Here is a 22,461-nt window from a genome sequence, read left to right on the forward strand (position 1 = left end):
GCCCAGGTCTGAAAGAAGACGCAGGAGGGGCGCCAGGTCAAGGGTTAGCAAAACCAACCCGACCGGTCGGTCTGTCCTCGTGGTATGGTCGCTTTTATGGGCAATAGGGAACACATTCTGCGAACCGTACGGCGTCTGGCGATCGAGACCGGGTCGGTTCCGTCCATGAATGCCATCGCTGAGCAAGCCGGGGTATCCAAGGGTGGGTTGATGCACCATTTCAGTTCTCGCGCTGCCCTGGTCGAGGCCATTGCGGTGCAGGCGATACAGGATATGGACCAAGCGCTGACCGCGGCCGCCGAACGCGGTGACGTGGTCGAAACGTGGCTCCGCCTGTCATTCTCCCGTGAAGAGGCCGCCCTCTACCGGGCGATGTCGATCCTGCTCACCGATCAGTCCTCGACGACCGACGCGCTTCTGCAGCAGGCGTCTGAGGCAACGCGGCGGTGGGAGCAACTCTTCGCCGCTGAAACGGGTGACCCGGCGGCAGCGTCAGTCATCCGCCTCCTGGGTGACGGGATACTTCTCAACAGCATCACCGACGACGGCGCTTCGCCCGGAATTGATGAAATCCTGACTTGGCTGCACGGCAGGTCTGCGAAGTGATTGGTGGTGCCCTTCTCGCCGGCATCGCCGGCCTGGCTCTGGCTGATTCGCTTAACCCCGCGACGATCGTCGTCATCACTTTGATCCTGCTCGCTGTCCCCCACCGGCCTGTCGGTTCTGCCTTGGCGTTCGTCTTGGGCGCGATGAGCACCGTCTTCGCGCTCGGCATGATCATTTTCCTCGGCGCCAATGCGGCCGCCGACGCCGTCAGCGAGGGCCTCACCTGGCTGCGCCGAGGCGTGTTCCTCATCGCAGCCGTCACTCTTACAGTCGCCGGCTTCCGCCGGTTCAGGGACCGGGAAAGAAAAAGTATCGACCTGCCGTCCTGGTTTGGGCTGTGGACCGCTTTCCCGCTCGGCGTTCTCACCACCGGAGCCGACCTGCCGAACGCGTTTCCGTACTTCATCGCTATCGAACGGATGATAGCCGCGGACGTCGATGCCCCCGTCGGCCTGTTCGTACTCGCCGGGTACGCCCTCGTGTACTGCATCCCATGCCTTATCCTGCTCGCCCTCGGCATGACACACCGCGACAAAGTCAGGACACTACTACGGAGAATCCTGGACCGGTTCTCCACCGGAACCGTCAAACGCTCCATCCCGGCAGGGACCGCCCTGTTCGTCCTCGCCGCCGCAGTCCTCACCATCGCCCTCTGGCAATGACTCCAACGCGAAAGAAATAACCCTAGCCATCTTCTCGCCCGTCCCATGGGCTTCAGAGAATCCACTGCCTCGCTAACTGACCAGGCGCACGATGCGAAACTCCGCTAAATGAAGCTGCCTAGAGATGCGTGCGGGTTTTCGCCCTCAAAGATCCCCCGCCCTAATTTGAGCCCGACTTGAGGTCTGGCGGAAGGCGCCCAGTCCAAGGATGGCGAGGCGCTGGTGTTCATCGCTGACCTGCTTAGGACGGGTATGGTCCCTTCCGATCTCCGCGCCGCACTGTATAAGACTGCAGCACTCATTCCAGGCGTGACAATCACCGACGAGCAAGCCACCCTCGATGGAAGAAAGGGCATCGCCATCGGGCGCGTGGAGACAGCGTCCAATCGCCGTCGGGACATTATCATCGACCCCAGGACAGGTCTGCTGATCGGTGAACGTGAAGTACTGACGGAACCCTTGGGGTCTATTCCGGCAGGAACCGCTACGACCTGGACCGCGATCGAAACAACCATTTCGGATACCGCACCCTAACCGCTCCCATGGAAGAACCTCGTGGCGGATAAGTGCAGTGCCAAGAATTTCCCAAGTGGCGCAGGTCAAGCTGGCCTGACATCAGGGCCCCACGCAGAGACAACGTGATCAGGGCCGGCAGGCGGCGGAAGGGGCACGATGTCGCTCAGGACACGGGTAGTGGGATGCGTGGCGCTGTTGGCGGCCGGGATCCTGTCGCTGATGTGGGCCTACACCTACGGCGGCGGAGCTGACGCGGGATTGTTGGACAAGGCAGGACCGGCTGTGACCTGGGGCCTGGCGGCTGCAAAGTTGGTGTTCAATCTGGCCGGTGCCGGCACCATCGGGGCGCTGATGCTGGTGGTCTTCGCACTCCCCCGTGGTGGGCCCGCAGATGAACGGGCACATAGACTTGCTGGCTGCTCGGCGGTGGCGTGGGCGGGGGCGGGAGCGGCACACACTTACGCCAGCTTCCTGCTCCTGGCCAACAGGGCGCCGACGGTTGGATTGGATGAGGCCTTTCTGACGTATCTGACCAAGATAGACGCCGGCCGTGCCGGGGCCCTGAGCACGCTGCTGGCCGGCGCCGTGGCATTGCTGTGCTTCAGGCGTCGGGGCCCGCGTACTCTTGCCATCACCGTGGTTGCAGCGTTCGCCGCGCTGTTGCCGCTGGTCATGAAATCCCATGCCGCCGGCGGTACGGACCACGCCGACAGCACCACCGCACTGTTCGTTCATGCGGCCACGGCGGCAGTGTGGCTCGGTGGCCTGCTGGCCCTGGTGGCACTGCGGCCGGTGCTGCGGGACAGCCAGCTGGCCGTCACGGTCCGGCGGTACTCGACGTTGGCGTTGATCAGCTTTATCGCCCTCGCAGTCTCAGGCTTCCTGGGCGCTTTGACGAGAATTGGCACGCTCGAGGCCCTGCTGAGCCCCTATGGAATCATCATCCTGGCCAAGGGCGGAGTCTTCATTGTGCTCGGGCTGTTCGGGGCGCTGCACAGGCGCTGGTCGGTGAGCCGGATTGAAAAGAACCCGGCCAGTGGTGGCAGGCACTTTGCCGCTCTCGCAGCCGCCGAACTGGCAGTCATGGGAGTAGCTTCCGGTATGGCCGCGGCCCTTGCCCGGACCAAACCGCCGCAAGCAGCAGCGCCCAGAGACGTTACGGCCGCCGATGTAGCCGCTGGGGATCCCGTCGTCGTTCTTCCCGAGCCCGGCTTTTGGGAGTACCTGTCAGGATGGGCCCCTGACCCCTTATGGAGCCTGGTGTGTGGCTTCGCGGTCTTTGCGTACCTAGCCGGGGTGTGGCGGCTCCGGGCAGATGGCCGGCCCTGGCCAGTCCACCACACTGCGGCCTGGCTGACGGGAATAGCAGTGCTGTTCATAGTCACTAACGGAGGCGTACACCTCTACCAGGGCTACCTGTTCAACGCCCACGTATTGACTCAGATGATGCTCACCGCGGTCGTGCCGTTACTCCTCGTCCCGGCCTCGCCCCTGACCTTGGCCGCACTGGCAGTCAGGCCCAGGACGGACGGCAGTACCGGTGTCAAAGAGCTCCTCGAAGGATCCACACAACCTGTCCTCGCGGCACTGCGCCGGGACCCGTTCCTGGTCATTTCCCTTCTCGCTGTATCCCTTTTCGCCATCTACTACAGCCCCCTCCTCGAGTGGGCAGCGGTGGGCCAGATCGGCTACAGCACCATGACCCTGCTCGCTCTGCTAACCGGCTGCCTTGCCGTGGCTGCGCTCGCAGGGCTTCCTGACCCTGCCCGCAGCAACTCCGGCAGGCGGCTGCTTGTCCTCACGGGGTTGGCCGGTATCTACGCCTTCGGCGGGTGGAAACTCACCGAGCAGGCGCGAGCACTGGAACTGCCCTGGTTCACCTCCTTCGGCCACCCCTGGGGACTGTCAACGGCCGCTGCTCCTGAAACCGGCGGCATCATCATGTGGTCTATAGCAGCCGCATCGCTCGCCATTACCGCCGCGATGATCATCAGCCGCCGTGGCCCAGGTCAGCGCCACAGCGACCACACCACCCCCAACCGGAGCGCGGCGGTCTCCGACGCGGTGGCTGTCGCGGGCCAGCCAGGCTAGGACGCCGTGGGCTTAACTGCCCCCGGAACCATCCCCCTTTTGGGAGAATTAGCTGATGGAATTCAACCGGCTTTTGCAGATCCGGCGCATCTACGCGCAGTCTGCTGCCCTGGAACTTCCCAGGGGCAAGGAGATCGTGGCCCGCTGGCCGGACGCCGACGTCGTGCTTGTGGACAACCACTGGAACATCCCCGAGGTGCATGGCGATGAGACGAACGTTCCGCGCTGGTCACGGATCAAAACGGAATCACTGATTCTCGGGGTCAAGAAAGCCCTGACCGTGAAGCCAAACGGCCGGTCCGCGGACTTCATTGCGCCGTCAACCGCAAACGGCTGCGCGATGGCCTGCGCCTACTGCTACGTGCCCAGGCACAAGGGGTACAGCAACCCCGTAACGGTATTTGCAAACATCGACCAGATTGCCAGGACACTTGATCGGCACGTCACACGCCAGGGCATGAAGCTGGAGCCCAACCAGTGCGACCCGGAATTGTGGGTCTATGACATCGGTGAAAACAGCGACTGTTCCGTGGACGCGCTAATCAGCGACAATGTGGAGGATCTCGTCACGCTCTTCCGGGACTTGCCTACTGCCAAGCTGTCCTTCGCCACCAAGTACGTGAACCCTGCAATGCTGGACTGGGACCACGGCGGCCATACGCGGGTCCGCTTCTCGCTTATGCCGGCGGATCTGGCGAAGTCCATTGACGTTCGCACCTCACCGGTGGCAGAACGGATGGCTGCAATCAATGACTTCGTTGACGCCGGGTACGAGGTGCACGTGAACTTCTCCCCTGTCATCATCACTGACACCTGGCTCAGCGACTGGGAGGCGCTGCTCCGCGAACTCGATGCCACCCTTACGCCTGCCGCCAAGGCCCAGCTCGCGGCAGAAGTCATTTTCCTCACCCACAACGAACGGCTTCACGAGGTCAATCTTGGCTGGCACCCGCAGGCTGAGAACGTGCTGTGGCGCCCGGACCTGCAGGAGTCGAAGGTCTCGTCGAACGGCTTCAGCAACGTCCGCTACCGTTCCGGAACAAAGGGGCGGTACGTACGGCAACTGACCGCGCTCATTGAGGAATTCGCGCCCTACTGCCGCGTCCGCTACGCCTTCTGACCTGCTGGGAAGCTGGCCCTGCCAGGGGCCCTCCCAGCGCGCTAAACTTGCGACCATGATCGGTGCCCGTACCCGGCTTCTGGCGTGGCTCGTTGCCTTGGCGGCTTTCCTCGCCGGCTGCGTGCCCGCGACGGGCCTCGATACCGGCACCGACCGTCCAACTGAGGCAACCTCTGCCCCGCCGGCCGCGAGCGCCGTTACGGTTGCTCCCCAGGAGACACCCGCCCCCGCGCCGGTCTACACGCCTCCCCCTGCGCCCCAACCGTTCGCCCTCAACCTTTACCGGGAGGGTGACTTCGTGCCGCAGTACACGTTCGACTGGTGCGTTGCGGCGAGCATCCAGATCGCGCACAACCTCATCGATGACACCGGTGGCGGTACTTGGACGGATTCTGTCCAGCAGGGCGAACTGTGGGAAATGGCCCGGGCCCGGTCGTCCAATTCCTTCAACGGAGCCAACCCCCTGGGATGGGCGCAGACGCTAACCGAGGCCGGGATGGGGCCGTATTCGGTGGTGAGCATTGCCGACTACCAGGACGCCCTCCGTACCGCAGCGCGGGCCATCGCCGAGACGGGCAGGCCGGTAGGGCTCGTGATGTGGAGCGGCCGCCACGCGTGGGTCATGAGCGGGTTCGAGTCGATTGGAGATCCAAGGCAGTTCCCCGAATTTTCCGTCACCGGCGTTCACGTCCAGGATCCCCTGTACCCTCACGGCAGCGGGCAGTGGGGGCCGTCGCCCGCGCCCAACAGCCTGCTCACTCCAGAGCAGCTGGCGACGCAGTTCGTGATCCGTGAGCCACGGCGGTGGAGCAGCGAGCTCCCCACCGGCTACCTGCTGGTTCTTCCGCTGGCCGGGAGCTGAAACCCCTACTACCCGCCCGTAGCGTAGCGCGGCGTCTTTGGCAGGATCATACTGGATACGCCGCTCAAGTCGGTGGACATTCATGCGTCCCAGCGGCCCATTCACCGGCAGTTCCCGGGGAGTTCTGCCGGCATCCTGGCGAAGGTGGGGAGGCTCCTTCCGACGCTTCGTATCCCTAATACAGACAATATCGGTCTCAGAGGGGCAGAAGATCAGCGATGAACCGCACCAAGACGGGGCTACTCTCCATGGCCACCGCTGCCGTGCTTGCCATGGGACTTGCTCCCGCTACTGCAGTTGCGCATGGAGGAAACGGGCACGGAGGCCCGGACCACAGCGACGACTGGCGGAACAATGACGACCAGCGCCGCCTGGTCAGGGTGCTGCGCCACGTTACTGACCACTACCGCTGGCTGGAGAACGCGGAGGCGGAGGGCTACAAGAAGATTACTGAATGCGTTGAGAAACCTGGCGTCGGAGCAATGGGCTTTCACTACGCGAAGCAGGAATTGATTGATGACAAGACCCAGGCCCGTAAGCCTGAGGTTCTTGTGTACATGCCGAACAAGTACGGGCGCTACAAGCTGGTAGCTGTTGAGTTCATATCGACGGCGGCACACCGGCCTTCAATCGCCGGAGTCACTTTCGAGGACGGGCCCTTCCCCGGCTCCTACGCCCTCCACGCATGGGTATGGAGGGACAATCCTAGCGGGATGTTCGCAGCCTACAACCCGACCCTGCGCTGCCCGAAGTAACGTCCTACAACCAGTTGAACCATCCGGTAGCTCAGCGCTGATTGGCGCCCTGCGATGAACCGCCCGACGCTCCTGGACCTTTGCGGCCAGGAGCGTCTTCTCGTGCCCGCCCTCCTCGCGGGTTGGCGCCGGAAATCATCGATTGACTTCCGATAGAAAACAACCGACAGTTGATAAATGCTTATCGCGCGGCAATTGGTCCTCCCGCTTAGGGTTCTGCTAGTAATGGTGTTTTTAGGGCTGCTGGTTGCCCAGGTCATGTCATTCCCCGGCGAATTTTTCTCCACAGAGGAGGGGCCTGGAGCCGACCCCTGGCGATGGCCCATGCTGCTGTTCTCGGAATTGGAAGCGCTGTGCCTGCAGGTGGTGATCGTGTGCGTCTGGCGGTTGCTGACCCTTGTCCAGCGCGGCAGGATCTTCACCACTGCCTCCCTGCGGTGGGTGGACGTGATCATGTGGGCGTTCGTCGTGGCCTGGCTGCTGCTGGCGGCAATGGCCGGTTCCCTCGTCGCATACATCTACTTCACCCCCGAACTGCGTGACCCCGGGACGCCTGCCGTGCTGATCGGCATCACGCTGATCGGTGCCGTGCTGGTTCTGCTGATCGTGGTGATGCGGGATCTGCTCCGGCAGGCGACGACACTTCAGGCTGACATGGAAGGGGTGATCTGATGGCGATAGTGGTACGCATCGACGTGGAACTGGCCAAGCGCAAGATGAGCGTAGGGGAGTTCGCGGAGCGGGTCGGAATCAGTCCCGCCAACGTCGCGGTACTGAAGAACGGCCGGGCCAAGGCCATCCGCTTCAGCACCCTTGACGCGATGTGCCGCGTCCTGGATTGCCGGGCGGGCGATCTGCTCGAGTGGGTCGACGACGGCCCTGGCGGCGACGGCACGGAGACGTCGTGAGGTGGCTGGTTGCCAAACCTGACAGTCCGGCCTTCGTGTTCCCGCGCCTTACGGCGCCTTCGGGGCGAGCTCGACGTCCTCACCGCGGAGATTGACACGGAAGCCATCACCCTGGACAGCGACGTCCCGGAGCACGAGACCATCGGGCAAGCCCTCGACATTGTGCTCAATCGTCACCAGCCCGCGCACGGCGGCAGCGGCAGCGTCCGAAAGGAAGCCCGGCCCCCCGAAGTCGATCGAGCGTGGCTCGACAACAACCTTGCCGGCCTCAACCCCGACCGTACCGGTGGCGTTCACCGCCAACTCGCGGCCCAGGGCTTCAACGGTGCGAATCACCACTACCTGGCCGCCGTCGCCGGCGCGGACCACCGTCCCACCACCCAGCTCGTTGGCGACCACATCGAACGGCACCGTAGCGTCTACGGTAAGCCGTTTAGCCACCAGTCCGCCCGGCCCCGTCACCACCTCCGACCCCACAGCCCGGACATCGGAAAGAGTAGAACCTGCTCCCACCACTGTTCCGGCATCCAGCACCACGTCCGCCAGCCACACATCCTCCCCGTTCAGGCCGGACGGAGGCCCTCCGCCAGGCGGGTGCTCCGGAGCAGCTGACGATGTCGGCACAGGCGCTGTGCCTTCCCTGCCGGCGGGGCCGCTTAGCGCCCACCACAGGACCACAACGGCGACGGCGGTGAGGAGGACCATCCCCGCGGCACCAATCAGCCAGTCCTTCACACGCGTCGATTCCATGAGGACAGTCTCTTCGAAACCTACGGTCCGTCAAATAATGCGCTGTTGCTGCTTTGCGGTACCACAACGTGCACGGCGTTGCGCTGGACACTGAAGTCGGCGGGCGTCCCCGTTGCGATTTCGCCGTCCAGGTTCACCGACAGCGGCGGGTCGGTGACCAGCCGGACACGCCGGCTGGTCAGGTGGTACACCCGGTCATGCTCAATAAAGCTTCCGTCCCTGAGCAACCGTGCGATCTTCACATGCTCCCGCAGCGGCGCTTTCAGGATTGCGTAGATGTCAAGAAGATGATCGTCGATCCCTGCCATCGGTGAGACTGTATTGCCACCGCCATAGTGCCGGCCGTTGCCGACAGCCACTTGAAGCAGGTCCTCAAGCTTCATCGACCCGTGGTCCCCATCCGGGAACTCGAGCCGGGCCTGGAACGGCACGTGCCGGGTATAGGCCCGCAAGGTGGCCACCCCGTACGCCAACGGGCCGATTTGCCGCTTCAGGCGGGGACTCAGAGCCTGGGTAACCCCCACCGACAGACCGGCTGAAGCGACATTGAGGAAGGGCCGGCCGTTCGCGCGGCCAAGATCGATGTCCACCACCTTGCCGTCCGCCACCGCAGCGCAGGCCCCTGCCAGGTCACTGGGGATCTCGAGTGTGCGGGCGAGGTCGTTGGCTGTGCCCAGCGGAAGAACGCCGAGTATGACATCGGTCCCGGCAACCCGGCCGGCAGCGCAGCTGACCGTCCCGTCACCACCGCCGACAACCACCAGGTCGTGCCCGTCGGCAAGCACCCGGTCAAGGGTCCCTGCCAGCTCCTCCCCCCGCTCCACGCGGTGCGCGGAAGTGACAGGTAAACCTGCATCGCGCAGCCTCTGTACTGCCAGTTCGTGTGCCGCCGCCCCCCGGCGTGATCCCGCATTTATCACCACAGCAACAGAGCGGACCTCTCGGACAGACTTCATGTGCAACATGCTAGATCGGGCAACCTGTGAAATGCCTGCGGACCGCGTTGCCGCCCTGCCATATACTCCGAGTATGCGAATCAAGCGCCTCCACGGAAGCAACAACGTCCAGCCGGCCTCGCCCAAGCAGCATGGGGGCGACCTGTGAGCGGGGGTCTTGTCGCCCTGCTCGACGACGTCGCAGCCCTCGCCCGCATCGCGGCAGCATCGGTGGATGACGTCGCTGCCGGGGCTGCAAAGGCGGGGGCCAAAGCCGCCGGCGTGGTGATCGACGACGCCGCTGTTACACCCCAGTACGTGTCCGGGGCGGACCCGTCCCGTGAGCTGCCGATGATCAAGAAGATTTTCTGGGGCTCGCTCCGGAACAAACTGCTGATTATCCTGCCGGCGTTGCTGCTGGTCAGCGCCTTCATTCCGTGGGCCATCCCGTTCATTCTGATGCTCGGCGGCACCTACCTTTGCTACGAGGGCGCCGAGAAGGTCTGGCACAAGCTCTTCGGCCACCACACGGCCGCCGAAGATGCGCCGGCAGTGGAGCGGGGCCCGGAGGCGGAAACCAAGGTCATTAAGGGCGCCATTACCACCGACTTCATTCTGTCCTGCGAGATCATGGTCATTGCGATGAACGAGGTGGCCGCTGAGAACCTGTGGGCCCGTGCGCTCATCCTGGTGGTCGTGGCGCTGGTGATCACGGTTGCTGTCTACGGTGCCGTGGCACTGATCGTCAAGATGGACGACATCGGACTGCACCTGGCCGCCAAGGACTCGGCAGGTACCCAGCGCGTCGGCGAGCTGCTCGTCAGGGGAATGCCCAAAGTGCTGGCCGCCATCACCTTTATCGGGACGATCGCCATGCTTTGGGTTGGTGGCCACATTATGCTGCAGGGCGCCCACGACCTCGGCTGGCATGCGCCGTACGATCTGGTCCACGTCCTCGAGAAACCTTTCGCCGGTATCGCCGTTGTGGGCTCCTTCCTGGCGTGGCTCGTGAACACCCTGTGCTCGGCCGTCATCGGACTCGTGTGGGGCCTCGTCATCATGGCCATTGTGGGCCCGCTGCTAAAAGTGCTGCCGTTCGGCAAGAAAAAGGGCGGTCACGAGGAAGGTGACGTCCGTGCCGCAGCCGCAGGCCATCCGCCGGCCAAACGTCACGGGGACTCCGCCTCTTAGCCGGGTGCCGCCTGCTTTTTGTTCTCAGCCTTCAGCGCCGGAACCAGGCTTTGGTAGGGCACCTACAAAATACCGGGCGTTCAGCGCCAGTAACGTCGGCAGTACAGCAGATTGCCTTTGTACAACACCGACAGGACCGCCATGACGAACACCCACACCACAGCCGAAAACCGCCTGAGCCCCGGGCGCAGCCGCTGGAATGCTACTGATCTCGGTTTGATCGCCGTCTTCGCCGCCCTCGTTGCCGGCGCGGCCCTGGTCCCCGGGCTGGCACTGAACGGCTTCGGGGTCCCCATCACCTTCCAGACCCTCGCCGTGATGCTCACCGGCCTGGTGCTGGGCCCTGGAAGGGGACTCGCCGCCGTCGGGCTCTACGTCCTCCTCGGCCTCGCAGGCCTGCCGATTTTCAGCCAGGGCCGCAGCGGCCTGGGCATCCTCGCGGGCCCCTCAGCCGGCTACATCATCGCCTTCCCCATCGCCGCAGGCGTCGTCGGGTGGCTGGCCACCGTGGTGATCCGCCGCACAACCAAAGCGCGCGCTTTGTGGCTGTTCCTGGCCGCAACCGTCACCAGTGTGGTGTTCGTGCACTCACTGGGCGTCGCCGGCATCGTCCTGAACACCAAAGCCACCCTCGAACAGGCGTTCCTCAGCGACGTCGTCTTCTACCCGGGTGATGTGGTCAAGAACATCCTGGCTGCAGTCATCGCTGTCGCCCTGCACCGCGCCTTCCCGGACATCCTGGTGCGCCGTGTACGGCGGAACGCCTCCCGGCCCGTGAAGGCCTAGGACCTCCCGCCATGCCCGTCGTCACCTTCGACCACGTTACGGTCGCAGTAGAAACGGACCACAGCCCGGAGCCGAAGGTCCTCCTCGACGCTGTGAACCTTGAATTTCATGAACGCCGCGTCGGCGTTATCGGCGCCAACGGCTCCGGTAAGTCCACCCTGCTGCGCCTGGTCAACGGCCTCGTGCAGCCCACCGCGGGCAGTGTGACGGTCGACGGCGACGATACAGTCAGTGCCGCCCGGAAAGTCCGCCGGAACGTCGGCTTCGTTTTCACCGATCCGCAGTCCCAACTGGTGATGCCCACGGGCCGGGAGGACGTGGAACTGTCACTCCGCCGCTCCATCAGGAACGGCACCGAGCGGCGCGCCGCGGCCGAAGCCGCACTGGACCGGCTGGGGCTGCTGCCGCTGGCCGACCAGAGTATCTACGAACTGTCCGGCGGTGAGCGGCAGCTTATGGCGCTCGCCGCCGTGCTCGCAGTGGACCCCGCAGTTCTGGTGCTGGACGAGCCGTCCACCCTCCTGGACCTGCGCAACCGCGAACTCCTCCGCAGGACCGTTTCCGGGCTGGACCAGCAGATCATCATGTCCACCCACGACCTTGACCTTGCCCTGGAAATGGACCGGGTGCTGGTCATTGAAAAAGGCGAAGTTGCCTACGACGGCGGCCCGGCTGAGGCTGTTGCCGCGTACCGCGACCTGTGCCTGGGCAGCTTGCACGCTTCAGGGCCGGGCGCCCCATGAGGGGCCACGGCTTCCTCCTGGCCAACTACGTACCCGGAAACTCCCCCATCCATCGGTCACCCCTGGCGCTGAAGTTCCTCCTCGTCTTCGGTTGCGGCCTGGCCTCCTTTCTCATCCAGGACTGGGTCATTTCCGCCGCAGTGCTCGCAGGGCTCGTCTGCTTCTTCCTGCTAAGCGGCGCCGGCGTGAAACGGCTCTGGTCCGCCCTGCGCCCGCTTGCCGCCGTCCTGCTGGTCATCGGACTCTTCCAGTGGTGGCATCTGGGTGCACCCACCGCCGCCCGGATCGTACTGAACATCCTCGTCTGCGTGGTGGCGGCATCGCTGCTAACCGCCACCACCTCTGTGCAGCGGCTCCTGGACGGAGTAGTCAAAGCGGCGGGCCCGTTAAAGCGGTTCGGCGCTGACCCGGAGCGGTTCGCCCTGACTATCGGCATCATGCTCCGGAGCATCCCGTACATAGCGGGCACGTTCGCCGATGTCCGGGACTCCGCGAGGGCCCGGGGCCTGGAGCGGAATCCGCGCGCACTGATCCTGCCGGTGTTCATCACTTCCGTGGCCTTCGCCCGGCAAACAGGCGAGGCACTCGCCGCCCGCGGCTTGGGTGAGGCGGAGGACTGACGTTCCGGGTCCTAAAGCTGCTCGTACTGGAGCAAAGCGGCGGTCCCCATTCCCCCGGCGATGCTGATCATGGCCAACGCCAGGCTTCCCGGCGTTCCGGTTTTCCAAGCCTGGGCCAGCAGCCGGGTCACCAGCACGGCCCCCGAGGCGCCGTACGCGTGGCCAAGAGCCAGCGCCCCGCCGTCGAGGTTCACCTGCTCCGGGTTGATGCCCAGCTCGTCAAGGCAGGCAAGGGTCTGCGACGCAAACGCCTCGTTGAATTCCACCAGGTCGAGTTCGCCGGCTGCCACGCCCGCGGAACGCAGCACGTTCCGGGCTGCGGCAGCAGCACCAATGCCCAACACCTCGGGGGCCACCCCCGCCGTACCGGTGCCCAGCACCAGCAAACCGTCCTGCGCCCCAAGGTCGCGGGCCCGCTGCACGGAAGTGATGACGACGGCGGAGGCTGCGTCCGCGTCGAAGCAGGAGTTTCCGGCGGTGACAGTTCCCCCGTCCACGAAGGCAGCGGGGAACCGTGCCATGACGGCGGCAGTCAGGCCCGGCCGCGGCCCGTCGTCCGCATCGACTGTCCCGGCACCGGTCACCAAGGGGACCAGTTCGCCGTCGAAACGCCCTTCCTCTGCGGCGGCAAGAGCCAGTCGGTGGCTGCGGAGGGCAAAAGCGTCCTGCCGGTCCCTGCCCACAGCGAAGTTCCGCGCCACGGTTTCAGCGGCCACTCCCATGTCCGGGTCGCCGAACCTGCCGGGCACAAACTGTGCGCGGGCGTAAAACTCCAGTCCGCCGTCGTCGTCCCGGTGCGCACGGAGGGGCGCGGTGCTGGTGCTTTCCACTCCCCCGGCCAGGTACAGGGGATTACCGCCGGCGGCAACCAGTCCGGAAGCGAGGACGATAGCGTCCAGGCCCGAACCGCACTGGCGGTCAACGGTGAGGCCGGGAACGTTGACCGGAAGCCCGGCTTCCAGCAGTGCAAGCCGCGCGACGTTTCCGCCCCCGCCCACGGCATTGCCGATCACCACATCGGTAACAGCAGCCGGCTCCATTCCCGGGCCCGCGGCGAGGTCCCGGAGCACGGGTGCCAGAACCTCGTGGGCGCGGAGCTTCCGCAATGAGCCGTTGGTCCGGCAGACGGGAGTGCGGCGGGCCGCGATGATGACGGGCTGGCGGTTCGGCGGAAGGAGTTCAGGCGCCAAGTTTCCGGATCCTGTGGTCTCCAGAGGTGATCCAGTCCAGCAGCAGGTTCCGGCTGACTTTGCCGCGGTCCGTCGTGGGCAGTTCCGTGATGGCGAAGTACTGGAGCGGCCACTTGTCCCGCGCCAGGATGTTTTCCAGTCCTGATTTCAACTGGGTTGCGGTCACTGCCCCGGCGGACGGGACCACACCTGCCACTACCCTCTGGCCCCGGAGGTCGTCCGGCATGCCGGCAGCGACGGCCGCGGCGACACCGGGCACGGCAGCCAGGGCCAGTTCCACCTCGTGCGGATAGACGTTCTTGCCGGCAGTAAGGATCATGTCCGCGCGGCGTCCCAGGATGTGAAGCTCTCCCGCCTCGAGGTAGCCCTGGTCCCCCACGGTGAACCAGCCGCCAAAGGACCTCAGGGCCTGGCCGTCGTCACCCCATAGGTAGCCGTTGCTGACCATCGCGCTGCGCACGCAAATGTTGCCGGCGGCCCCGTCAGGAAGCCTTTCTCCCGAATGGTCCAGGATCCGCACGTCCACGCCGGGGAAAGGCCGACCGATGCCTGTTCCGCCCGGCGCTGCAGGTTCACCGGGGGCCAGGCCCGCTCCGGAAACAAAGCTCAGTTCCGAGGCGCCGTAGTACTCGTAGATAGTGGCGTTCGGGGCCCAGCGCCGGGCAGCTTCGAGGGTGCGGGCGTCCAGCTTTGAGCCGGCGCAAATGATGGTGCGCACCCCGGAGGCGTCAACACACCCCGTCATGCCGCGCTCGCTCAGCATCCGCAGCATGGTGGGCACCAGCACCAGGCGGGTGACGCCGTCATGCGTGATGGCCGCGTGCACGCCGCCGACATCGAACGTTTCCAGGGTCTGGAATTCCGAACCCGCGTAGAGGCACTCGGCCAGCGCGTAAAGGTTCAGGCTTGCTGCCAGCGGCCCCGGCGCAAGCGTCACGTCGTCCTGGCGGAGCCCGAAGAACTCGATGGAGGCGTCAAAGGATTGTTGCCAGGACCGCCGGGACCTGGAGAAGGCCTTGGGGACCGAGGTGGTGCCGGAGGTCAGTCCAATGAGGAGGGTGGCCTCCGGCGGACCGTCGGCCAGGTCATCATCCGGCGACACCGGCGCGGGCTGGGCAGTTGCCTCCACGCGCCGGAGAATGTCCTCCCGCAGCGGTGCAGGCCAGGCGGGATCAAGGACCGCGCACTGACGCCCGCCTGCTACAGCGGCTGAAAATCCCACGGCGAAGTCCACCGAGTTTGCCTCACACAGGGAAGTGACGGCTTTGGTTTCCGGGACCAGGGCAGCAGCAGAGTTCCGGAGCTGGGCCCAGGTGAGGCGGCGACCGGCGACCACGACAGCGGTGTCGTGCGGCCGTTCTTCCGCCCAGCGCTGGATTCTGTTGAGGAAAGGCATCAAATCAACTTTACCGGCAGGCACGGATTGAGCTTCCGGTCCGTGGGTATTGTGACCTTATGAGTTTCAACGACAATGTGCAGCTGGATCCCTCGCAGGTCCAGGACAGGCGCGGCATGGGCCGCGGAGTTAAAGTAGGCGGCGGCATCGGCGGCGGGCTCATCCTGCTCATCGCCTCGCTCCTGGGCGTCAACCCCCAGCTCCTGGAGGGCCTGGCCGGGGCGGGGCAGGCACCCCAAAGCCAAGGAACAGCGCCGGCCTGCGAGACCGGCGCCGATGCCGACGCCCGCGTGGACTGCCGCATCACCGGCACCGTCAACAGCCTGAACGCGTTTTGGCCGGCCTACCTGCAGCAGTACAACGTGCAATACCCCCGGCCGAAGACGGTGATCTTCGAGCAGGGCGTTAACACCGGCTGCGGCGCCGCTTCCAGCGCCGTCGGTCCCTTCTACTGCCCGGCCGACACCACCGCGTACTTCGACCCCGGATTCTTCCAGGAGCTTGTGGACCGCTTCGGTTCCTCCGGCGGCCCGCTGGCCCAGGAGTACGTCGTGGCGCACGAGTTCGGACACCACATCCAAAACGTGCTGGGAAACCTGGACCGTGCCCAGCAGGATCCGCAGGGCCCTGAGTCCGGTGCCGTACGCGTTGAACTCCAGGCAGACTGCTACGCCGGACTGTGGGCGAAGCACGCATCCACCCAGCCAGGGCCGGCAGGCCAGCCGTTCCTGGAAGCGCTCACGCAGCAGGACCTGAACGACGCCCTGTCCGCGGCTTCCGCGGTGGGCGATGACCGGATCCAGGAGGCAGCCACCGGACGCGTTTCCCCCGAAGCCTGGACCCACGGCTCCAGCGAGCAGCGCCAGCGGTGGTTCTACAAGGGGTTTAACACCGGCGACATCAACCAGTGCGACACCTTCTCCGCACCGAGTCTTTAGCCTCGCTTTTCTGCAGGAACGAGGACGGCAGGTCACCTTCCACTGGGAAGGTGACCTGCCGTCCTCGTACTCCTGGGACTCTTAGATGTTGAAGCCGAGGGCCCGCATCTGGTCCTTGCCGTCGTCGGTGATCCGCTCCGGACCCCATGGCGGCATCCAGACCCAGTTGAGGCGCCAGTCGTCCACAACGCCGTCCAGGGCCTGGCCCACCTGCTCCTCGAGGACATCGGTGAGCGGGCACGCAGCAGTGGTCAGGGTCATGTCGATCAGCAGCGCGCCGTCGTCATCGGAGTACTTCAGGCCGTACAGCAGTCCGAGGTCCACAATGTTGACGCCGAGCTCAGGGTCGATGACATCCTTCAGCGCCTCTTCGACGTCCTCGAGACTCGTGCGGGACGCGTTGATTTCGGTCATGGAAAGTCCTTACTGGGCCTGCGCCACGGCGGGTGCAGCGGCAGCGCCGGCGCCCTTGGCGTAACGGTCGTAGCCTTCTTCTTCCAGGCGGTCGGCCAGCTCGGGGCCGCCTTCCTCAACAACCTGGCCGTCCACGAACACGTGTACGAAGTCCGGCTTGATGTAGCGCAGGATGCGGGTGTAGTGCGTGATCAGCAGGGTGCCCATGTTGCCGTCGGCGTGGGCGCGGTTGACGCCCTCGGAGACAACCTTCAGCGCGTCAACGTCCAGGCCGGAGTCGGTCTCGTCCAGGACGGCGAACTTGGGCTTGAAGAGTTCCAGCTGGAGGATTTCCACGCGCTTCTTCTCGCCGCCGGAGAAGCCTTCGTTGACGTTGCGCTGGGCGAAGTCGGCGTCGATGCGCAGCTGCTCCATGGCAGCCTTGACGTCCTTGGTCCAGGTGCGGAGCTTGGGGGCTTCGCCGTCAATGGCGGTCTTGGCGGTCCGCAGGAAGTTGGTCATGCTGACGCCGGGTACCTCCACCGGGTACTGCATGGCCAGGAAGACGCCGGCGCGGGCACGCTCGTCAACGCTCATCTCCAGGACATCTTCGCCGTCGAGGGTGATGGAGCCGCTGGTGACGTTGTAGCGCGGGTGGCCTGCGATGGTGGAGGCCAACGTGGACTTGCCGGAGCCGTTGGGGCCCATGATGGCGTGGGTTTCGCCGGTCCGGATGGTCAGGCTGACGCCCTTCAGGATTTCCTTGGTGCCCTGCTCAGTCTCAATGCTGACGTGCAGGTCCTTGATCTCAAGGGTAGACATGTGTCGTGTTCTCCTCTGCCCCGTGCCTGGCGGCCGCGGGGCGGTTTTCTGTCTGGAAGTTGGTTCGTTATTCGATGGTGCTAGCTGAAGTTGGGGGCTTGGGCGCCGTTGAGGATGTTGGTGAAGTCCACGTAGACCTCGTCCCCCTGGATCTCGACGGCGAACACCGGAACGGGATCGTAGGCCGGCAGCTGCAGCGGTTCACCGGTGCGGAGGTCGAACTGGGAGCCGTGGCCCCAGCACTCGATGGCGCAGCCCTCCACATCCCCTTCGGACAGTGAGATGTCCGCATGCGAGCAGGTGTCGCCGATTGCGTGGATCTCCCCCATGGAGTCCTTAACGATTGCCACAGGGTAGTCGTCAATCAGGATCCGCAGCGCCTGCTTCACCTGAATTTCATCCACCTTGCAGACGAGCTCGCCCTTTGGCTGTTCAGTCATCAGTAATCCGTGCCCGTACCTTCTAGTTATCCGTCAGTGCGAGTTCGCGCTCAACAGCGTCGGTCAGCCGCTCCTCGATGGAGGGGACCTTGATCTGCTGGATGATCTCGTTCAGGAAGCCGCGGACCACCAGGCGGCGTGCAACATCCTCCGGGATGCCGCGGGCCATCAGGTAGAACAGGTGCTCGTCATCCATCCGGCCGGTGGCGCTGGCGTGGCCGGCACCCTCGATCAGCCCGGTCTCGATTTCGAGGTTGGGCACGGAATCGGCGCGGGCGCCGTCAGTCAGCAGCAGGTTGCGGTTGGCTTCGTAGGTGTCGGTGCCTTCTGCTTCCTTGCGGATCAGGACGTCGCCAACCCAGACGGCGTGGGCATTGCGGCCCTGCAGCGCACCCTTGTAGAGGACGTTGGACTTGCAGTTGGGCACCGCGTGGTCCACGAAAAGGCGCTGCTCGAGGTGCTGGCCCGCATCTGCGAAGTACAGGCCGAAGAGCTCGGCCTCGCCGCCGGGGGCGGTGAAGCGGGCCGACGGCGTAACGCGGACGAGGTCGCCGCCCAGGCTCACCATGACGTGCTTGAGCTTGGCGTCACGGCCGATCCTGGCCTGCTGGGAGGAGGCGTGGACGGCGTCGTCGTTCCATTCCTGAAGCGAGATAACGGTGAGGCTGGCGCCATCCTCCACGATGATCTCGACATTCTCCGATACGACGGCGGAACCCCTGTGATTGAGGACCACAACTGCCTTGGAGAACTTCTCCGCCACGATCACCAGGTGCTGGGCGGCAGCCTCAAGGGAGGTGCCTTCGATGTCCACGGAGATCTCCGACAGGGCTTCGAACTCGGCGGGGATGGTCACCACGGTGGCCCCCGCGAAGTTTTCCCAGGCGTTGGCGGACACGCGGTCCTCCGGGACGCCGGCGGTACCAATCCGCTGGTCATCACGGGTGACGCTTTCCACGGTGACCTGCTCGGGACCGTTAACCACCACGGTGGGAGCCGCGCCGGACAGGACCTCGGAGTGCAGGCCGCGAAGGCGCTTGAGCGGGGTGAAGCGCCAGTCTTCCTCCATGCCGGTGAGGGGCTTGAAGTCGGCGAGCCTGTAGGACGTCAGGCGGCCCGCACGGGAGCTGTCCGGAACACCTTCGCCGCCCCCGTGGGAGTGGCTTTTGGCCGGTGCCCCCGCGAGCGGGGCCTTCGAGCCGGCATTGATGGGCGAGAGGCTTTCGCCTTCTTCGGTGAAGCCGTCGATGAACGGCTGGGCTGAGGGCGCGCCGATGCGCGCCTTTTCAGTAGTGATTTCAGTCATCGTTATCCGACGGACCCTTCCATCTGCAGTTCAATCAGGCGGTTCAGCTCAAGTGCGTACTCCATGGGGAGCTCGCGGGCGATGGGCTCGATGAAGCCGCGGACGATCATCGCCATGGCTTCGTCTTCGCGCATGCCGCGGGACATCAGGTAGAAGAGCTGTTCTTCGCTGACGCGGGAAACAGTTGCCTCGTGGCCCATAACAACGTCATCCTCGCGGATGTCGATGTACGGGTAGGTGTCCGAGCGGCTGATGGTGTCCACCAGCAGCGCGTCGCAGCGCACGGTGTTGGCCGAGTGCTTGGCGCCTTCCCGGACCTGCACCAGGCCGCGGTACGCAGCGCGCCCGCCACCGCGGGCCACCGACTTGGAGATGATGGAGCTCTTGGTGTTCGGCGCGATGTGCACCATCTTGGAGCCTGTGTCCTGGTGCTGGCCTTCGCCGGCGAAAGCGATGGACAGGGTCTCGCCCTTGGCGTGCTCGCCAACAAGGTAGACGGCCGGGTACTTCATGGTGACCTTCGAGCCGATGTTGCCGTCAACCCACTCCATGGTGGCGCCCTCTTCGCAGATGGCGCGCTTGGTCACAAGGTTGTACACGTTGTTGGACCAGTTCTGGATGGTGGTGTACCGGACGCGGGCGCCCTTCTTGACGATGATCTCCACCACGGCGGAGTGCAGGGAATCCGAGGTGTAGATCGGAGCAGTGCAGCCTTCGATGTAGTGGACGTAGGAGTCCTCGTCGGCGATGATCAGGGTCCGCTCGAACTGGCCCATGTTCTCGGTGTTGATGCGGAAGTACGCCTGCAGCGGGATGTCCACGTGGACGCCCTTGGGGACGTAGACAAAAGAACCGCCGGACCACACGGAGGTGTTCAGCGATGCGAACTTGTTGTCGCCTACCGGGATAACGGTGCCGAAGTACTCCTGGAAGATCTCCGGGTGTTCCTTCAGGGCGGTGTCGGTGTCCAGGAAGATGACACCCTGCCGCTCAAGGTCCTCCCGCAGCTGGTGGTAAACAACCTCGGACTCGTACTGGGCAGCGACACCGGAGACGAGGCGCTGCTTTTCGGCCTCGGGGATGCCCAGCTTGTCGTACGTGTTCTTGATGTCCTCGGGCAGGTCTTCCCAGGTGGCAGCCTGCTTCTCGGTGGACCGCACAAAGTACTTGATGTTGTCGAAGTCGATGCCCGACAGGTCCGCGCCCCAAGTGGGCATGGGCTTGCGGTCAAAGTACTTCAGGCCCTTGAGGCGCAGGTCAAGCATCCATTCCGGCTCGCTCTTCTTCGCCGAAATGTCCCGGACTACCTCTTCGTTGAGCCCACGGCGTGCGTTGGCGCCGGCGTCGTTCTTGTCAGCCCAGCCGTACTCGTAGGTGCCGATGCCGTGGAGCTCGGGATTCTTTTCCAGAATCTCCGAGATCACAGTGTTTTCGGCGACTGCTTTCTCTGATAGTTGGTCCGTCATCACGGCCTTTCTTGCTGATGGTTGTTTACTTCATTCAGGCTGGCGGGGGCTGCCGGGAACCGCGTGGGTGCCTGGGCAGACAGCCTGCCTGTAGGAATGTGGGTGGTGCAGACGTGCCCGCCGCGCGCCAGGGTGGAGAGCCGGCGGACATCCACGCCTACCAGCCTGGAAAACACTTCGGTTTCCACGTCGCAAAACACGGGGAACCGGGCCGCAAGCTGCTGGATGGGGCAGTGCCCCTGGCAAAGCTGGACGCTGGACAGGGCCGCCGGAAGCGGCGGCTTGGCGGCGATGGAAGCGGCGGAGGCCACGAAGTTGTCGCGGCTCAAAGCATCGGCCAGGGCTTTGGCGCGGTCTGCGATGTCCGGACCCGCCTGGTCAATCTCCGGCGCGTACCGGCGTTCCATCTCCGAGAAGCGTTCGACGGCGAATGCCCGCACCGCGTCGGGGCCCGCGACTTTCTGCAGCTCCTGGAGCGCCAGGGCGGCAATGCCCAGGTAATCATTGCCGAGACTCGACTGCCCCTGGGAACTGAGGACATAGCGCCGTGCGGGCCGCCCCGCCCCGGCACCGGACTTGGCCACGCGCTTGACTTCAATAACGCCTGCACGGGATAAATGGTCCAAGTGGCGCCGCACGGCCGCCGGCGTGAAGCCCAGCAGGTCGCCCAGTTCAGCGGCACTGACGGGACCATGTTCCAAAACGGCAGAGAGGACGCGGTCCCGCGTGCGCTCATCAGCGTCAGCCACCGGACCGGCGGCCACCGGCCCCCGGTCTGCGGGAGCCTGGGAGGCTCCGTGCCCGGTGAAAGGCACAGCAGTAGCATTGCTCATGGAATACACAACACAATAATGTCGTAATTTACTCCCCCGCTCCAGTAAGGGCAGGCTGGCCTTCGCAGCACTGCCAAGGCCGGCGAAAAATACTACATCCCGTAGAATACTGGGGTGCGATCCCCCCAATCCCCGGTTCTGTCCATCAGCGGGCTAGTTAAGGATGTTGGCCCGCTTGCAAGCCTGGACGGAAAGATGCTCCGGGTTGTGAGCGGGGTATCGCTTGTCGCCGAACGCGGACAGGTCACGGCCCTGTTGGGTGCCAACGGCGCCGGGAAAACCACCACACTCGAATGTGCACAGGGCCTCCAAAAGCGCAGCGGCGGCACCATCTCCCTGCTGGGCGAGGACCCGGCAACGGCAGGGGCTGCCCTGCGCTCCCGCGTAGGTGTAATGCTTCAGGACGGCGGGCTGCCGCCGTCGTCCAGGCCTACTCCCCTGCTGCGCCATATTGCCGGCCTTTACGCCCGCCCCTGGCCGGTGGATGACCTGATTGAGCGGCTGGGTATCGGCGCGTTCAGCCGCACCACCGTCAGGCGGCTCTCCGGCGGACAGAAACAACGCCTTGCCCTGGCCGCCGCCCTGATCGGCCGGCCCGAAGTCCTATTCCTGGACGAGCCCAGCGCGGGCCTCGACCCACAGTCCCGCCAACTGGTGTTCGGTCTCATCTCCGAACTGCGCGACGCCGGGATGGGCATCATCCTCACCACGCACCTGATGGATGACGCGCAGCGGCTGGCTGACTACGTCTACATCATCGACGGCGGCCGGAACGTCGCCGAGGGAACCGTCCAGGAACTGCTGCAGCGCAGCCCAGTCGTGGAGGCGGGGGCGGACCACATCCGGACGCTCGAGTTCGAGGCTGCTCCTGGGCTGGACCTCTCCGGCGTCCTGCCTGACAGCATTCGTGTTGCCGAGGCCCGCGCCGGAAGCTACTGCCTGACGGGCAACCTGACCCCGGCCCATCTGGCGGCACTCGCCCGCTGGTGGGAAGCGAATGACATCATGCCTGCTTCAATGAACCTGCAGGCGCGTAGCCTTGAAGACGTCTTTCTGGATATCTCGGGAAAGGACATCCGATGAACGGGACTGCGCCCGGCCCAGCCCGAGGAAACGGCAGACTTCTGCCGCT

At 64.8% G+C, this 22,461-nt stretch carries 25 protein-coding genes; 15 read left to right on the forward strand and 10 right to left on the reverse strand.

From position 1 onward, the window contains the following. The first annotated feature begins 96 nt into the window (after nucleotides 1-96). The 9 genes from AC5RVN_RS04990 to AC5RVN_RS05030 all read left to right on the forward strand — a co-directional run bounded on the left by AC5RVN_RS04990 (nucleotide 97) and on the right by AC5RVN_RS05030 (nucleotide 7,520). Nucleotides 97-606, forward strand: a complete 510-nt coding sequence (locus tag AC5RVN_RS04990; protein ID WP_494137244.1) for a TetR/AcrR family transcriptional regulator — start codon at nucleotides 97-99, stop codon at nucleotides 604-606. Next, the gene (locus tag AC5RVN_RS04995) at nucleotides 579-1,268 is read left to right on the forward strand and encodes a GAP family protein (RefSeq protein WP_494137245.1); all 690 of its coding nucleotides are present in this window, start codon (nucleotides 579-581) and stop codon (nucleotides 1,266-1,268) included. Before AC5RVN_RS04990 ends, AC5RVN_RS04995 begins: the two co-directional genes overlap by 28 nt. 252 nt (nucleotides 1,269-1,520) lie before the next feature. After that, nucleotides 1,521-1,802, forward strand: coding sequence for a hypothetical protein (locus AC5RVN_RS05000; protein WP_494104773.1), 282 nt, complete (start codon nucleotides 1,521-1,523; stop codon nucleotides 1,800-1,802). Nucleotides 1,803-1,940: 138 nt separating this feature from the next. Beyond that, nucleotides 1,941-3,875: a bifunctional copper resistance protein CopD/cytochrome c oxidase assembly protein gene (locus AC5RVN_RS05005; protein ID WP_494104772.1), complete on the forward strand. Its 1,935-nt coding sequence runs from the start codon at nucleotides 1,941-1,943 to the stop codon at nucleotides 3,873-3,875. Between the two features lie 55 nt (nucleotides 3,876-3,930). Beyond that, on the forward strand, nucleotides 3,931-4,995 hold the full coding sequence (locus AC5RVN_RS05010; RefSeq protein WP_494137246.1) for a spore photoproduct lyase family protein: 1,065 nt from the start codon (nucleotides 3,931-3,933) through the stop codon (nucleotides 4,993-4,995). A gap of 55 nt (nucleotides 4,996-5,050) precedes the next feature. Next, nucleotides 5,051-5,857 carry a hypothetical protein gene (locus AC5RVN_RS05015; protein ID WP_494137247.1) on the forward strand — a complete coding sequence of 269 codons (807 nt, stop codon included), beginning with the start codon at nucleotides 5,051-5,053 and terminating at the stop codon, nucleotides 5,855-5,857. 218 nt (nucleotides 5,858-6,075) lie between these two features. After that, nucleotides 6,076-6,612 (forward strand): hypothetical protein, encoded by a 537-nt coding sequence (locus AC5RVN_RS05020; protein ID WP_494137248.1) that lies wholly within the window; start codon nucleotides 6,076-6,078, stop codon nucleotides 6,610-6,612. Between the two features lie 225 nt (nucleotides 6,613-6,837). Continuing rightward, nucleotides 6,838-7,284 (forward strand): DUF2975 domain-containing protein, encoded by a 447-nt coding sequence (locus tag AC5RVN_RS05025; protein WP_494137249.1) that lies wholly within the window; start codon nucleotides 6,838-6,840, stop codon nucleotides 7,282-7,284. Next, entirely contained in the window at nucleotides 7,284-7,520 is a 237-nt protein-coding gene (locus AC5RVN_RS05030; RefSeq protein ID WP_494039639.1) for a helix-turn-helix domain-containing protein, read from the forward strand. Before AC5RVN_RS05025 ends, AC5RVN_RS05030 begins: the two co-directional genes overlap by 1 nt. 48 nt (nucleotides 7,521-7,568) lie before the next feature. Here AC5RVN_RS05030 and AC5RVN_RS05035 read toward each other — a convergent pair whose 3' ends face one another. Continuing rightward, the gene (locus AC5RVN_RS05035) at nucleotides 7,569-8,270 is read right to left on the reverse strand and encodes an LmeA family phospholipid-binding protein (protein WP_494137250.1); all 702 of its coding nucleotides are present in this window, start codon (nucleotides 8,268-8,270) and stop codon (nucleotides 7,569-7,571) included. A 20-nt stretch (nucleotides 8,271-8,290) separates the two neighbouring features. Beyond that, nucleotides 8,291-9,226 (reverse strand): lipid kinase, encoded by a 936-nt coding sequence (locus tag AC5RVN_RS05040; RefSeq protein ID WP_494137251.1) that lies wholly within the window; start codon nucleotides 9,224-9,226, stop codon nucleotides 8,291-8,293. Between the two features lie 144 nt (nucleotides 9,227-9,370). On the opposite strand from AC5RVN_RS05040, the gene AC5RVN_RS05045 reads away from it, so the two are divergent. The 4 genes from AC5RVN_RS05045 to AC5RVN_RS05060 all read left to right on the forward strand — a co-directional run bounded on the left by AC5RVN_RS05045 (nucleotide 9,371) and on the right by AC5RVN_RS05060 (nucleotide 12,545). After that, complete coding sequence (locus AC5RVN_RS05045) at nucleotides 9,371-10,396, forward strand: DUF808 domain-containing protein (protein WP_494039636.1); 1,026 nt, start codon at nucleotides 9,371-9,373, stop codon at nucleotides 10,394-10,396. A gap of 141 nt (nucleotides 10,397-10,537) precedes the next feature. Beyond that, a complete protein-coding gene (locus AC5RVN_RS05050) occupies nucleotides 10,538-11,182 on the forward strand; it encodes a biotin transporter BioY (RefSeq protein ID WP_494137252.1) in 645 nt (214 codons plus the stop codon). Nucleotides 11,183-11,193: 11 nt separating this feature from the next. Further along, a complete protein-coding gene (locus AC5RVN_RS05055; RefSeq protein ID WP_494137253.1) occupies nucleotides 11,194-11,925 on the forward strand; it encodes an energy-coupling factor ABC transporter ATP-binding protein in 732 nt (243 codons plus the stop codon). Then, nucleotides 11,922-12,545: an energy-coupling factor transporter transmembrane component T family protein gene (locus AC5RVN_RS05060; protein WP_494137254.1), complete on the forward strand. Its 624-nt coding sequence runs from the start codon at nucleotides 11,922-11,924 to the stop codon at nucleotides 12,543-12,545. Before AC5RVN_RS05055 ends, AC5RVN_RS05060 begins: the two co-directional genes overlap by 4 nt. Nucleotides 12,546-12,556: 11 nt before the next feature. Here AC5RVN_RS05060 and AC5RVN_RS05065 read toward each other — a convergent pair whose 3' ends face one another. Both AC5RVN_RS05065 and AC5RVN_RS05070 read right to left on the reverse strand, forming a co-directional pair. Further along, entirely contained in the window at nucleotides 12,557-13,735 is a 1,179-nt protein-coding gene (locus AC5RVN_RS05065) for a thiolase family protein (protein ID WP_494137255.1), read from the reverse strand. Continuing rightward, complete coding sequence (locus tag AC5RVN_RS05070; RefSeq protein ID WP_494137256.1) at nucleotides 13,725-15,131, reverse strand: class I adenylate-forming enzyme family protein; 1,407 nt, start codon at nucleotides 15,129-15,131, stop codon at nucleotides 13,725-13,727. Before AC5RVN_RS05070 ends, AC5RVN_RS05065 begins: the two co-directional genes overlap by 11 nt. A 59-nt stretch (nucleotides 15,132-15,190) precedes the next feature. On the opposite strand from AC5RVN_RS05070, the gene ypfJ reads away from it, so the two are divergent. Beyond that, nucleotides 15,191-16,069, forward strand: a complete 879-nt coding sequence (gene ypfJ, locus AC5RVN_RS05075) for a KPN_02809 family neutral zinc metallopeptidase (RefSeq protein WP_494039630.1) — start codon at nucleotides 15,191-15,193, stop codon at nucleotides 16,067-16,069. Nucleotides 16,070-16,150: 81 nt separating this feature from the next. Here ypfJ and AC5RVN_RS05080 read toward each other — a convergent pair whose 3' ends face one another. The 6 genes from AC5RVN_RS05080 to AC5RVN_RS05105 form a co-directional block, all read right to left on the reverse strand. Further along, the gene (locus AC5RVN_RS05080; RefSeq protein WP_458778629.1) at nucleotides 16,151-16,483 is read right to left on the reverse strand and encodes a metal-sulfur cluster assembly factor; all 333 of its coding nucleotides are present in this window, start codon (nucleotides 16,481-16,483) and stop codon (nucleotides 16,151-16,153) included. A gap of 9 nt (nucleotides 16,484-16,492) precedes the next feature. Continuing rightward, the gene (gene sufC / locus AC5RVN_RS05085; RefSeq protein ID WP_494039629.1) at nucleotides 16,493-17,284 is read right to left on the reverse strand and encodes a Fe-S cluster assembly ATPase SufC; all 792 of its coding nucleotides are present in this window, start codon (nucleotides 17,282-17,284) and stop codon (nucleotides 16,493-16,495) included. A gap of 80 nt (nucleotides 17,285-17,364) precedes the next feature. Continuing rightward, complete coding sequence (locus AC5RVN_RS05090; RefSeq protein ID WP_494039628.1) at nucleotides 17,365-17,724, reverse strand: non-heme iron oxygenase ferredoxin subunit; 360 nt, start codon at nucleotides 17,722-17,724, stop codon at nucleotides 17,365-17,367. Between the two features lie 22 nt (nucleotides 17,725-17,746). Continuing rightward, a complete protein-coding gene (sufD, locus tag AC5RVN_RS05095) occupies nucleotides 17,747-19,030 on the reverse strand; it encodes a Fe-S cluster assembly protein SufD (RefSeq protein ID WP_494137257.1) in 1,284 nt (427 codons plus the stop codon). 2 nt (nucleotides 19,031-19,032) lie between these two features. Beyond that, nucleotides 19,033-20,496 carry a Fe-S cluster assembly protein SufB gene (gene sufB, locus AC5RVN_RS05100; RefSeq protein ID WP_050055331.1) on the reverse strand — a complete coding sequence of 488 codons (1,464 nt, stop codon included), beginning with the start codon at nucleotides 20,494-20,496 and terminating at the stop codon, nucleotides 19,033-19,035. Beyond that, a complete protein-coding gene (locus AC5RVN_RS05105; protein ID WP_494104767.1) occupies nucleotides 20,496-21,329 on the reverse strand; it encodes a helix-turn-helix transcriptional regulator in 834 nt (277 codons plus the stop codon). Before AC5RVN_RS05105 ends, sufB begins: the two co-directional genes overlap by 1 nt. A gap of 114 nt (nucleotides 21,330-21,443) precedes the next feature. Here AC5RVN_RS05105 and AC5RVN_RS05110 point away from each other — a divergent pair, with 114 nt between their 5' ends. Beyond that, nucleotides 21,444-22,412: an ABC transporter ATP-binding protein gene (locus tag AC5RVN_RS05110; protein WP_494039625.1), complete on the forward strand. Its 969-nt coding sequence runs from the start codon at nucleotides 21,444-21,446 to the stop codon at nucleotides 22,410-22,412. Nucleotides 22,413-22,461: the final 49 nt, after the last annotated feature.

The sequence above is a fragment of the Arthrobacter sp. sptzw32 genome, from assembly GCF_059089735.1.